At 45.3% G+C, this 13,499-nt stretch carries 12 protein-coding genes; 2 read left to right on the forward strand and 10 right to left on the reverse strand.

All coding sequences use genetic code 11. From position 1 onward, the window contains the following. From GX089_06600 to GX089_06615, 4 genes are all read right to left on the reverse strand, one after another. The coding region (locus tag GX089_06600) for a radical SAM protein (protein NLP02145.1) at positions 1-901 on the reverse strand (901 nt) is incomplete at its 3' end. An 11-nt stretch (positions 902-912) separates the two neighbouring features. Continuing rightward, a complete protein-coding gene (gene trxA / locus GX089_06605) occupies positions 913-1,242 on the reverse strand; it encodes a thioredoxin (protein ID NLP02146.1) in 330 nt (109 codons plus the stop codon). A 2-nt stretch (positions 1,243-1,244) separates the two neighbouring features. Continuing rightward, positions 1,245-1,580 carry a hypothetical protein gene (locus GX089_06610; GenBank protein ID NLP02147.1) on the reverse strand — a complete coding sequence of 112 codons (336 nt, stop codon included), beginning with the start codon at positions 1,578-1,580 and terminating at the stop codon, positions 1,245-1,247. A gap of 48 nt (positions 1,581-1,628) precedes the next feature. After that, a complete protein-coding gene (locus GX089_06615) occupies positions 1,629-2,621 on the reverse strand; it encodes a glycosyltransferase family 9 protein (GenBank protein ID NLP02148.1) in 993 nt (330 codons plus the stop codon). Between the two features lie 236 nt (positions 2,622-2,857). On the opposite strand from GX089_06615, the gene GX089_06620 reads away from it, so the two are divergent. After that, positions 2,858-3,958: a serine/threonine protein kinase gene (locus GX089_06620; GenBank protein ID NLP02149.1), complete on the forward strand. Its 1,101-nt coding sequence runs from the start codon at positions 2,858-2,860 to the stop codon at positions 3,956-3,958. Positions 3,959-3,961: 3 nt separating this feature from the next. Here the strand turns inward: GX089_06620 and GX089_06625 are convergent, their stop codons facing one another. Further along, a complete protein-coding gene (locus GX089_06625; GenBank protein NLP02150.1) occupies positions 3,962-4,840 on the reverse strand; it encodes a M23 family metallopeptidase in 879 nt (292 codons plus the stop codon). 3 nt (positions 4,841-4,843) lie between these two features. Continuing rightward, positions 4,844-5,188 (reverse strand): hypothetical protein, encoded by a 345-nt coding sequence (locus GX089_06630; GenBank protein ID NLP02151.1) that lies wholly within the window; start codon positions 5,186-5,188, stop codon positions 4,844-4,846. 258 nt (positions 5,189-5,446) lie between these two features. Between GX089_06630 and GX089_06635 the strand changes: the two genes are divergently transcribed. Further along, entirely contained in the window at positions 5,447-7,759 is a 2,313-nt protein-coding gene (locus tag GX089_06635) for a DNA polymerase II (GenBank protein ID NLP02152.1), read from the forward strand. A gap of 164 nt (positions 7,760-7,923) precedes the next feature. On the opposite strand, the gene GX089_06640 is transcribed toward GX089_06635, so the two are convergent. The 4 genes from GX089_06640 to GX089_06655 form a co-directional block, all read right to left on the reverse strand. Next, the gene (locus GX089_06640) at positions 7,924-9,138 is read right to left on the reverse strand and encodes a class I SAM-dependent RNA methyltransferase (protein NLP02153.1); all 1,215 of its coding nucleotides are present in this window, start codon (positions 9,136-9,138) and stop codon (positions 7,924-7,926) included. Positions 9,139-9,261: 123 nt separating this feature from the next. Continuing rightward, entirely contained in the window at positions 9,262-11,190 is a 1,929-nt protein-coding gene (locus tag GX089_06645) for a DUF4954 family protein (GenBank protein NLP02154.1), read from the reverse strand. 128 nt (positions 11,191-11,318) lie between these two features. Continuing rightward, a complete protein-coding gene (gene nagB, locus GX089_06650) occupies positions 11,319-12,110 on the reverse strand; it encodes a glucosamine-6-phosphate deaminase (GenBank protein NLP02155.1) in 792 nt (263 codons plus the stop codon). 95 nt (positions 12,111-12,205) lie between these two features. Beyond that, the coding region (locus tag GX089_06655; protein ID NLP02156.1) for an AsmA-like C-terminal region-containing protein at positions 12,206-13,499 on the reverse strand (1,294 nt) is incomplete at its 5' end.

Raw genomic sequence — 13,499 nt, forward strand, 5'->3', positions numbered from 1 at the left:
CAACATCTGCCCTGGAATTTGCCGACCAGGGTATTTTACATGCACCAGATTTTATCAGAGCCTCGGAAAACTCCCTGCAGCGCTTCTTGTCTGCAGTCAGAGTATCATCCTCGATCATGATCTCTCTTACTTCAGGGAAATTTGCAGCAATATACTTGAACTCCTCGACTATTGAGTCAATCGAACGTTTCCGGTATCTGTGTCCCTGAAGTGTCTGTGGAATCACACAATATGTACACTGAAAAGGGCACCCTCTTCCGGTTACTATAACAGCAAGCGGATGGCGGCTGTGTCCGTAAAAATAGGGTGTGATATCAAGGAATTTCTTATATACAGATGTTACAAAAGGGATGCTGTCAAGGTCCTCGATGTATGGACGCGGCTCGTTTTTTACTATTTCACCGCTCTTCGAGCGGAACGCCAGACCGCTTATTTCCCTTAGTATCTCATCGTTTACACCTGATTCCGAAAGCCTCCTGGCCAGATCCACCAGGGTAGCGTCATACTCCCCAAAAGCAACAGCATCGATTCTGCTGTTAATTGCGAGGGTTTCCTCAGGAAGAGCTGAAACGTGAACTCCAACAAGAACAACAAACAGAGATGGAATCGCATCCTTGAGTGCACACCCGGTCTCTATATCGCTGTAAATGCTTGGAGTAGAGGTATCGAGAACAACTACCGACGGGCCGAATGATTTTACCTTTTCTACCGTCTCATCAAGTGATAATCCCGCCGCAGGTGCATCAATTAACAACACTTCGTGCCCGTTCTTCTCAAGATACCCTGTGGCGTAAGCCAGCCACATCGGGTAATACAGGGTACCACTTTTAGTCACCGCAGGAGATCTTGATTCTCGGGAATACTTGGGCAGAAAAGGTGGATTAAGAGTGACAATTTTCATGAAGCTGTTCTTTACTCAAAAGCTCTGTCGATCTTTGCTTTCAACTGGGGCTTTGCCAAAAGACCGGTATGCTGATCGACAATGTTTCCGTCCTTGAAAAACAGCATAGATGGAATACTGTTGATTCCATATTTGGCAGGCATTTGAGGGTTGGAATCCACATCACACTTGCCAAATACAACCTTTCCCTGGTATTCCGATGCCAACTCTTCGAAAATCGGACTAAGCATCTTGCAGGGGCCGCACCACTCTGCCCAGAAATCAACAATCACCGGAACTTGAGAAGAGAGTACCTCTTCAGCAAAATTCGCATCCGTTATTTCAACTGTATTCACAGCCATATCTACTCCTTTATTGATTTGCTGCTGTCTGCAGCAGTATTGAGTTCATCTTTTTCTGAGAGTGTCAGCAATGCCTCATTGTAAACTTCTTTCCACTTCGAGGGACTCTCACGGTATAATTCAATTATTTGCAATGCCTGCGTTCTGTCTATCCCTGTAATTTTTACCAGATTGCGGAACTCACATGCCTTCTGCTGGTCTGATAGAGTACGACTACTGTTTAAAATACTTATTCCAGCCAGAAACTGGGAAAATTCCTTAGGAACACCCGGTTTTGGACCCGCTTCTGCCAGCCCTGCCAGAAGAACAAGAGAAAAGTATAAAACCAATCGTAACATATTGAAGCTCTCGCAAATTTATAAAAATGATGGCTGGAACTGGTACTGTCAAGTGTAGCACGGATGCATTTGATTATTTGTCTGTGACAGCTCTATCAGCCCGTTTATAACCTCATCAGGACCAATCCTTCTCATACAGGCCTTGTCCCACCTCAGACAGAGATTTCCTCCATGAGCATGACAAGGCCTGCAGCATAGACTGGTCTGGAAAACCCTGTATTCAGGAAGCCCGGAAGGGAAAAAACCAAACTGACGAGTTGTAGGTCCAAAAATTATCCCTGTTTTTACTCCACAGGCACGCGCAAGATGTGCCAAACCGGTATCATTCCCGATGGCAAGGGAGCACACATTTAAAATACAGCCGCACTCATAAAGAGACACTTTTCCTGCAAAGGAGATGCACTTCTGCCCTATTCCACTCCTGAGCGCCTCTGCCCTCTCCCGTTCGTCTGGGCCACCCATAATGAATACCTCCCATCCCTTGAATAGAAAATACCTCCCTACATCTATGAAGTATTCTTCCGGCCACTCCTTGTTTCTCCAGGCACTGAAAGGAAAAAGAGCTATAGCAGGGCGTTCCACATTACCGCTTTGAAGCATCTCTTTTAGTCGGGGAGGCAGAGGGGAATTGAAATACAGTCTGGGGGCAATTTCTCCATCGTCTTTCTGCCCTGAAGCACTTATATACCGTTTCAAAACAGTATCATCACCTGAATAAAAATTCAACCTGCAGAAAAGAAGTAAAAATCGCTTCAGATGCAGCTTGTTAAAGCGATGAATACCACTCCTGGAAGCCAGCTTTCTCGTTAATTTCCTGCTTCTTCCGGAATTCTGGAGATCTATGATAAGATCCCATTCCTCTGCTGCGAGTGTCTCTGTTACATCCCGCTCATTCTTCCTTGAACCCTGCACTGACATAATCCTGGGGTCATCACGAAAAAGCTCAACATACTTCGAATCCGTTAAAAATGTCACCCCAGCATCGGGATAGCTCCTCTTGAGCACATCCAGAAGCGATGATGCCAGTATTACATCTCCCATAGATGTGAACCGGATTACCAGAATTTTCTTTAAAGTCTCACCAGATTGTATTTGCATTATGACTAACAGCAGGCAATTAATATTTTCTATTTATATTTGATTCTCCTTGTCCGTGTAACACGGAGCCGAAATTCATCAGAAGCCTTATCTTGCCCGCCTCAAATACGTGAGCAGCAGATCAGGGCAGGAACAGATTTCTAAATATAGCACTTTTTCTAATCAAAAGGTAAATAGCAATGGGCAATTTGCCAAAAGAAAACCCGGAATCCTGGCATCTGAAAATCGGTGACCAGGTAAAAAACCCCTACCAGAAACAAGACCTGCCATTGCCTAAGATCGGGGACAAGATTGGCCCCAACAAGGTTCAGCTCCTTATCGGAGAGGGCGGAAGTGCTACTGTATACAAAGCATGGCATGAGGGTCTGGAGGTTGTCCGGGCAGTTAAAGTGCTGAAAAACTACAATGACAAAGAGGCCAAGGAACGGTTTCTCACCGAGGCCAAGATAATGTCCGATATCCATCACCCAAATATCGTGGAAATTCACAATATCGGCTATGTAAATCAACTGATTCCTTTTCTGGAAATGGAATTTGTCGATGGAGTATCTGTAAAAAACCTGATTATCCAGAATACCCGTCTTCCCCTGGCAGTGGCACTCTCTGTGACCTACTTCGTATGTCAGGCTCTACATTACGCACACATAAAAGACTACACTATTTATGGTAAAATCTACCGTGGCCTGATCCATCGCGACATAAAACCCGATAACATAGTAGTATCCAGGGATGGCATCGTAAAGCTGATGGATTTCGGTATCGCAAGGCCCAGTGAGGTCAGTCTGCACACTGTAGGCGCTAAGATTATGGGAACGATGGTATACCTTAGTCCAGAACAACTTAACGGAAAAACACTGGACCACAGGAGCGATATTTTTTCACTGGGAACGGTTCTCTATGATATGATTACCGGCTCACGGGCTTTCCCACAGAAAACCCTCTCGGAACTGGTTCAAAAAAAGACAAAGGGACAGTACAGACCCATTGATACCTATGGACTTCCTATCCCCAAAGAACTTGTCAATACGATAAATAAAAGTCTGGCTCTCGAACCGCAGGATCGCTTCGCAAACGCGGCAGATTTTGGGCACGAACTCTTCGCCATATTAAGGATGATCTCTGACAGGGCACCGGCAGATATCGTCTCCCGTTATATGAATGATCCAGCAAGCATTGCCCACTGGATTCCCAAAAGGAAAAAACTTAGTATCAATATGATTCTTGGAGTAGCCGCCGGAGTGGTTCTTGCTGCAACAATACTGGCTATTATGCTGCTTTAGGATCTATTGAGACCTGGCATATTGAAGAGAATTGCCAATATCATGGAAAAAATACTTTTCCGGGTTAACTGCCGATTCCTTATACCAGATCTCATAATGAACATGAGGCCCTGTACTCAACCCTGACATCCCGACTGTCCCTATCACATCTCCTCTTTTAACCCTCTTGCCCTTTATTACACTTACCTTTCCAAGGTGGGCGTACACTGTCTGATACTCCCCATGATCGATATAGACCCTCCTTCCCCACACAGGATGATTCTCAACCCGGCTGATTGTTCCTGATGCAGTAGAGATGACGTCAGTCCCCTCCTCCGCCACAAAATCTGTTCCGTAATGCCACTTCTCGGTATCCGAAAACGGATCTTTGGAGCTTCCAAACCGCCTTGATATTATGGGAGATCCCGCAACAGGGTAGATCACAGGAACATGATTGAAAAAGTTTTCTTTATTGCTTGCAAACGAAATAAACTTTTCAAGTTTTGATTCCTGGATTTCTGCATAACGCAGGAGTTCATCGGCCTGCATCCTGCTGAAATCGATCTTACGATCTTCCACATGCTCGAACTGATCAGATGTTGTGCCTGCTTTCAACACAGTCTGACGCTTATCCTCAAGCCTGGCCACCTGCTCTTTTAAATTATTAAGCAGTTTAAGGGATGACAGAACCCTTTGAAGTAAAGCTCTGTTCTGATCGGTAAGGTTTTTTTGCTGATTCTGTTCAACAATGTTAAGAGTAAAACTGTTAAAAGGAATAAAATATCCCGCAAATCCGATTGTAACCAGAACCATGAAGGCGACCGCCACAGAGAGACGGATTTTAATAGCCTTTGCCGGAGTCCCCCGTGGCGGAACAATAAGAATCGTCTTTTCCTTCTTCATCTGCTAAACGCCGCTGATATCACTTCCCTCTTCTTCATGTTCCTTTTTTGCGTTCTCAGTCACTTCCCTCATCTTCCGGTCCAGTTCCTTGAGTTCCTCCCTGAGAGCGTTCACATTTTCAACCGATTTCCTGACAGTAAGGTCCTGGGCTATGTCACTCCCCTTTCCCTCCTCGATCAGGTCAAATGCACGTTCCCCAAGATCCATGAAATTACGCTCGATTTTCCTCTTGGCCGCCATCTCTTCCACTTTCAGCTTGCCAAGCTTTGTGTACTCCTCGATCTTCTCCATCGATAGAGAAGCACCGTCCTTCAATCCCTTTTTAATTTTTTCCCACATATTATCCATAATTCCTCCTCGGGTTTAAATGATGAAGTTTTATCCCGTAATCTGTTTCAAAACACCGGCATTATTATAAAATGGTTTCAGAGAGAAATAAAAGGTGATTTTTTTTGATTCAGAATTTTTTCCGGAAAAACTCTTTATTCAGATCACTTATAAATTGTGTCAATAACCTGCTTGTTCAATTCGTAAGATGTTCAGTTATGCATCAACATATCTCCGCTAAAACCGCTGTGTACAGGCTGGCAGACAACTATTTTAATCATGATGACCGATTCTCAATCAATCTCCTGTTTTCTCCTGAACTACTCCTTCCGTGATTTCAGAGGACACTTTGAAATAATACTGTATGCTGTATCAGAAAGCGGTTCTCCGGTAAGAATAGTTATTGATCATTACCGTCCCCTCCTTTTCATCCCAGCATTTTCCGATTATCCTGTAAAGATTCCGGTGGAAAGAAAAAAACTTCCGATGAAAGCAATGGATGGTACAGCAGTGGACTGTCTCTACTTCCAGAGCCAGTCTTCATTTCTTGATTGTATAAAAGATCTGAAAAGCAGAGGCAACATTATTTACGAATCAGATATCCATCCTGTTGACCGGTACCTGATGGAAAGATTCGTAAATGGCGGATTTGAAGCACGGGGAATACTCTCTCAAAAAGGCAACACTTTGACTATGCATAATCCTGTGATCCGCGGCACAGAGGTGAAACCGGTACTCAAAGTGATGTCAATCGATATAGAAACCGATGTCTCCTCAGACAGGATATACAGTATCGCCAGCTTCGGATGCGGCGGGGAGGCAGTTTTTATAGAGGGAGATGGACAGAACCGGAATCCGATCTGGTTCTGTAAAGATGAAAAAGAACTGCTTGCATCATTCTTTAGACATTTGCAAAAAAATGATCCTGATGTAATCATTGGGTGGAACGTAATTGATTTTGATCTGAGGATCATTCAGCAGAGATGCAGGGTCCTCTCACTCCCTTTTGATATGGGACGCGATCCGGGTGCAAGAATAGTCGAAAATCAGAGTGGGGCAAAATGGACTGCAAGGCTGCCTGGAAGAGTAGTCATGGATGTACCGGTGATGTTAAGGGCTTTTTTCCACAAATTCGAGGAGTATTCACTCGATTTTGTGGCATCGGAGATGCTCGGAGAAACAAAGGATATCACCTTGACAGGTCGTGAGAAAATAGCGGAAATCAACCGTCAGTTTCAGACTGAGAAAGAAGCACTTGCCAGATACAACCTGAAAGACGCCAGACTGACAAAAGAGATTTTCGACAAAGCAGGATTGCTTCCCGGTACAATCGAGCGCTCAAAGCTAAGCGGACATCTTCTGGACCGTACCGGAGGAAGTATCGCCGCTTTCGATTACCTCTACCTCCCACGCCTTCATCGCAAGGGCTTCGTCGCGGGTGACTCAGCAGATATTTTCTCCTCCCCAGACCCTCTTCCCGGCGGTTTTGTACTGGAACCGGTACCAGGAATCTATGAAAACGTCCTTGTACTCGATTTCAGGAGCCTCTACCCATCTATTATTTCCACATTCAAAATTGATCCTCTGGGGTATCTGGAGAAATCCTCAGACAGGGTAAATACCCCTGCCGGGACCTCTTTCTCTGCCACTAATTACATACTGCCTGAAATAATTGAAAACCTTCTTGACGCACGCAGTGCTGCCAAAAAAGACAATAATCCCTATCTGTCTCAGGCTATAAAGATCCTCATGAACAGCTTTTATGGCGTGCTGGGAGCCAAAGGATGCAGGTTTTTTTCGCCGGAACTCGCATCTACTATCACTAAAACAGGCCAGTACATCTTTAAAACCACCGTCAGCCATATCTCCTCATCTACTCCCTGCAAGGTCATCTATGGAGATACAGATTCTCTTTTCGTTCTCCTGGGTCCTGGATTCGAAAAAGAAGCCGACCAGATCGGCAGCTCTCTCTCGACAGAGATTACCTCGTGGCTCTCAGAACACCTCAAGGAGACCTTCAATGTCAACTCCAGACTCAAACTCGAGTATGAGAACCATTTCCGGTATTTCCTGATGCCTGCTATCAGGGGGACAAACCAGGGAAGCAAGAAGCATTATTGCGGAAGTATAACCGAAGGCTCGGGGTTCAGGCTTGTTTTCAAAGGCATGGAATCTGCCCGCTCCGACTGGACAGAACTGGCAAAGGAGTTCCAGCATGAACTTGTATCAAGGGTTTTCTCAGGTAAAGAACTGGACCAGTACGTTAACGAGATCGTTTTAAAAGTTAAAAGCGGAGCGGTTGACAACAAGCTTATTTACAAAAAGAGACTGAGAAAACAGGTGGAAGAATACATGGTTAATATCCCGCCTCATGTTCAGGCAGCGAAACTTCTGGAGTCCCCTCCCCATCTGGTAAAGTACTGTATCACAATCGATGGGCCACAACCACTTCAGAAACTCACCTCTCCTCTTGACTACAACCACTATATAGACTGCCAGCTAAAACCGGTCGCAGATTCGATTCTGGAACTCACAGGCACAAACTTCGACAAAATCACTTCCGGCCAGCAGGATCTGTTTGAGTATATTTGATCGTTCCTTAATCGGTATCGGCATCGGCATTGACATCGAATCTTTTCACTCTTTCGCATAAACGCTGTAAAAGTCAAGTCTTTTTTGTAAAGTAACACTCTCTCGTAGTAAAACGCTTGTAGTCCCACTTTGGGGGATCAGGGGGGCCTCTCAAACTTCTCTCCTCAACCAACCCTTCCCTGGACAAACCTCACCTTCAGCCCCCCATTTACAAATCTTATCTCCTTTTTCCTCTCAAGTCCCGCAATCTTCTCAAACTCCGCATCCGCCACGACCAACCCGTAGTTCCAGCCCGAAAAATGGCTCCTCAGATGCACCCCGAACATCCTGTAAAACTCCCTGATCTCCACCCCTGCTCCCACACGCTTGCCGTATGGAAGATTAGAAATGATCAGTCCCTTCTTTTCTGATTCCGGTTTGAAGCTGAGGCAATCTTGTCTGCTGAGCTTTACCGCCCCCTCCAGCACAAGATTCTTCAAATTCTCCTCTGATGCCCTGATTGCTTCGGAACTGATATCGGATGCAAACAACTGCAATTTGTGGTTTTTCCTCTCCTCCTGCCGTGCTTCCCTCTTCAGCCTCTCCCATTTACTCTCGCTAAAACAGGGCCAGGTCGAAAACGCAAAATCACGGCAGATTCCAGGCGCCCTGTTATAAGCCATAAGGGCCGCCTCCATCATAAATGTAGCAGACCCGCACAATGGGTCCACCAGCAGAGGATATTTTTCCCACTGTGATTCTATCAGTAAAGCCGCTGCAGTTGTTTCACGTATCGGAGCATGTCCCACCTCTCTCCTGTACCCCCTCTTGTACAACAGTTCCCCGCTGGTATCGATACTGATGGTGCAGATATCATCTGAGAGTCTTAGGAAAAATCTCAAGGGCGATTCTCTGCTCTTTTTCACCTCCAGACCAAGTTTGCCCATCTCCTCTTTTATTGCATCGTAAACCGCATCTGAGATATTCTCCGAATGATGAAGGCGGGAATTGTGAGAAGAGACGGAGAAAGAAACCTCATTGTTGAATCCGACATACAATTCCCAGGAGATACGCTTTGCCTTATTGTAAAGCTCCGGGTATGATCGGGAGGTGAATGAGCCGATTCTCATCAGCACTCTGTTAGCTGTCCTGAGCCGCAGGTTTGCCGAATATACAAGATCAAGCCCGCCGGAAAACTCCACTCCACCGCTGATCCTGTTCTTAACATCAGCATTTATCCCTGTCAACTCTTTTGCAGTTATATACTCAAATCCCGGTGTTGTTACAGCGAGGTAATCCTGCGGTGCTTTAAACAGATGACGCTTGAGCCTGCGCTCAAGCCCCCTGGGGGTAAGAACTGGTTTGCTTTCTTCCAATTGCGGGAATCCGGCGGAACTCATTGTGTCTCAAGCTCTGTATCCGAACTGTCTGTCTGCGCAGACAGTTCATATACAAATAAGAACAGGAAAAATCTTTTCTCTTATAAAAACAATAAAATCTATTAATCCTGGCAATCAGGGCTCTTAGCCCGTGATATTCTGTAATGCAGCCAGTATTTTCTCTATTTGCGCTTTTGACTCTGATACTTTTGCCCACATTTCCTTAACAAAGGAATCATAGCAGGCAGGTTCATGCGCACAGGCGTAATCATCGATGATACGGCTTCCACGCTGATCATCCCTGAACTTTGACCTCTCGGTATCACTGGCAATCTTGTCCTTCATCTCGATCAGGCGCTCAAGATTCTCCTTTACTGTTCTTTCCGGATACCCTCCGGAAATGAGAATCCCGCGTGCATGTTCCCATCTTGAGTTACCGGACAATGGGGCAATTTCTCTTAAAGATCCAGTGTCACCCCGTGCAACACAATCAGATGCTACCTCCAGCAGAGAAAGAAGGCAATAATACTCTATGTAGAAATTGTAACTCTCGATCGCCTTGAGCCTGTTCTCCTCTGTGAGAAAGTTTTTGCCCAGTCCTTTTATCTCTTTTCCGGTATAGAGTTCCCGTGTTTCGGAAATATTTACCAGTGCATCACGTGCAAGCACCATCAGATCCACGATATCAGGGCGGAATACTTCATAAGTAAACACATTCCTGCGGGCCTTGTTACGCTTGAGATACTTGCTCTGATTACGCATCACGGTATAGATATTGTTGTAAAGCACCCAGCCCGGTAAAATCTCATTATGTAAAGGAGGGAGATTCGGTGGATGAAATGAAGGTGTGTTTATTAAAGAGAATGGGAATTCAACACGCTGTGGAAGTGTATTGACAGAAGTAGCGATAAGGGAGTAAGGCGCACGTGTCAGGTCACAGGGGAACTTGATATTTACTCCAAGCCCGAAAAACAGCCCCTCGCCGCACCAGATCTCCTGATCCGGTGACTTTGAAGTATGATTTGAACCCACATTTGCCCCATAAGCCACATTTCCCTTGCCCTCCGGCCATATTGCTGCTATAAGCAGGGCCTGATGATGGAATCCGACAAATGGCCCCAGAAGGCATGATGTCACCTCGCCCTCAGCTATTCCGGTGTTTGGCCCTACTATGCTCGAAGTCACCTTGCCATGACGCTCTACATGGGAATGCTCAGTAAGCACTGAATTGTCTACAATTCCCATAGATGTTACCTCGCTGCCCCACTGAAGAATCGAGTTGCGAACAAAAGCCCCGTGACTTATCTGCACCGGCTCTTCCGGACTGCTCAAGATCGTGCTGTTCTGAACCAGTGTCGCCCCGTCAATTACACACGATCTCCCGATAAAACAATCCTCCACTCTCGATGTATTGCGAATAACCGCATTCTGCTCAACAACACCAAAGGGAACACTGCACTCATCTGTATAAGCCTTTACAAAGTCATCGTAGAGAGCAAGCTGAAAGGAATCTTCTCTGTTAAGAGCCACTGATGATGCGGTCTGAATTGTCAGTTCCGCAAACCCCTTCACTTCCCGGCCGCCGGTTTCTATCCCGACCGATATAGGCCTTCCGTTGCCAAAAGTACTTGCACCCGAACAAAGCAGGCTCCCGGTCTCATAAACAGCAGCACCATCCATGATTACACAGTTCGATACAAGACCGGCTCTGAACAGCAGGCAATCGTTTCCTATCTCAGAATTGCAGATTATACTTTTGTAAATCCCGGATGGAAATGGTACACCCTCATAAGCCATTACTTCCTTTCCTGTGAAAACGCCAAGCACACAGGCACCCCTGAACAGATTGTCATAGATATGCTCAGGGATAAAGCCATCGGATACACGGATTTCATTCCAGTCTGAAGCCCGGTTCCCCTGGGAAACAAGCACTCTTATCTCCTCAGGAGCAAGCGACCTCACCTTGTCACCAAACAGACGGCTCCCTTTCCTGCTCTTGAGACTCTGAAGAGTCCTTATATGCTCAGAATTCTGCCAGTCGCTTACAATTGTATCCATGATCCTGTTTTTCATACAGGCCCCTTTTTTGACTCTAAAATAGAGGACAATCCAGTTGATAGATAAAGGCCGATACCACAGCCGGGATCACATATCTGGAAAAATAGCCCATGGCCGGAGCCATGGACTCCCTTTCCAACAAACTACCTGCCAACCAGCTTGTGAACCATGTGCTTATTGTCGCGTACCCAGTTATAGTATTCAGTGCGGGTAAGCTTGGATGCCGCATCTTCGTCCAGTACAACAGTAACATGTGTATGAAGCTGCAGCGCTGTAGCAGTGATCTGACTTGTCACAGGCCCCTCTATGAACGCTGCCACGACATCAGCCTTCTTCTTGCCGTTGGCGATAAGGAGAACTTTTTTTGCTTCCAGAATCGTTCCGATTCCCATAGTGATCGCGAATCTTGGAACCTCTTCAATACTTGAAAAAAACCTGGAGTTATCCTCAATTGTCTGCTTGTAAAGTGCCTTGACCCTTGTGCGGCTGGCAAAAGATGAACCAGGTTCGTTGAAAGCAATGTGTCCGTTACGGCCGATGCCAAGAACCTGCAGATCTATCCCGCCGGCATTCTTTATCTGCATCTCATACCATTTGCAGAATTCCTCCGGATCATTGGTATTGCCCTGAGGCACATAGACATTTGCCATGTTTATGTTTATGTGCTTGAAGAGATTCTCATGCATAAAATAGTTATAACTGTTTCTGTGAAGCGGTGCAAGTCCAACATATTCATCAAGATTGAATGACTTGGTTTTTGAGAAATCGAGACCCTCTTCTTTGTGAAACCTCACAAGTTCCTGATACATCCCCACTGGTGTGTCACCTGTCGCCATCCCAAGAACCAGATCGTGTTTACGCCTGATTTCAGATGCTATTATCTTTGCAGATGTCTTGCTCATCTCTTCATAGTTCGGAGTTATTATTATCTCCATAACTGCTCCTGGTTTTTTATTGTGTGCACCTCATTTTTCATTACAACTGTCTGAATCGAGGTAAAAGCAAACTACTATTCCGGCAGGAAAAAGATCTACTTTTTCTTGAACAAATCCTGAAATCCCTGCCTCATATTCTGAAAAACATTCCCTACGGCTCTTTTTAAAATCATTCTGTCCAACTCAATCTTTGGGTTGGAAAGGCTGCCATAAACTCTGCACTTGAACAGCTTGCCTCTCCTCTCCGTAGATTCAAGAGAACCTGCTACCAGATTAGAAAGTTTTCTGGCCATTTTAGCTGATATCTCTCCCCGCATCTCCTGGTTCAGCTCTCCATCCAGACTTATCCACCCATCAGCATTCAAATCCAACATCTCCCCGCTGCCGCTCATTGCGGTAAGTAACTTTCCCTGGCCCTGAAGCTGCAAATCAGCCTTAAACTTGCTGAAACGAAGCTCTTTAAACTCTGGTGCCGAAAGGAAAAAAGAAAACGCCTCCTGAATGGAAAGTCCCCTTGTGGAAAATTCAGTCACATTGATCGCTGCAGTCCCCCTGAGCGAGTCAATCTCAAGATTACCCCACAGACAGATCTCTATATCCGCCTTTCCTCCTACCTCCCCACTTCCAAACTGCTGTGCCTGATAAAGCCGTTTCAGATTGAGACCAGATCCTGAAAAAGATAATTGCTCCAGATACCTCTTTTCAGGATCTATAACCGAACTAACCCTGAACTTTCCGCCATAAGCCCTGCCTTTACACCTGTTTAATCGAACCCGGCCATCATACGTAACAACGCCTTTAATATCAGTAACAAAATTCTTCCTGTAATAAACCTCATCACCTTCAAAAAAACACTCTATTACACCCGCTCCCTCATCACCCGGTCCAATTTCAAATGAAAAATCCTTTGCTACAATATCATTTTTTTTTCCCTTAGTGACCTTTAACGCAACCCGATATAACTTTACCTCTTCAAAGTTATTATACCTGCTTCTTATTCGTATTAAATCTTCAAGCACTGAAAGGGGATCTGATAACAGCCGCCTTTTCACGGATAAATCAGCAAATTCTCCTTTCAACTGCTTTAATCGAAACAATACTGAAAACAGGTTAAAGGATACTTGAATTTTGTCGGACTGAAAAAGATAGCTCTGCCCTTTCTCAGACATTCCAATCTCTATATCCGTGATCTCTATTTTCTTCCAAAGGGTGATTGCAACTTTTCCAACAGAACAATGCTCCACTCCTTCTTTAATAAGAGCACCTTTGAGATAATCTCTGAACTTTGAATGTGAGAAAGGAAAGAATCCAAGAGCGGTGATCAGTAAAACGAGTAAAAGAAATATGGCGATGAACCGTTCAACAAGTCTGACACGAGTGATAGAAACC

Origin of the sequence: Fibrobacter sp., from assembly GCA_012523595.1 — a bacterium.
GTDB lineage: Bacteria > Fibrobacterota > Chitinivibrionia > Chitinivibrionales > Chitinispirillaceae > JAAYIG01.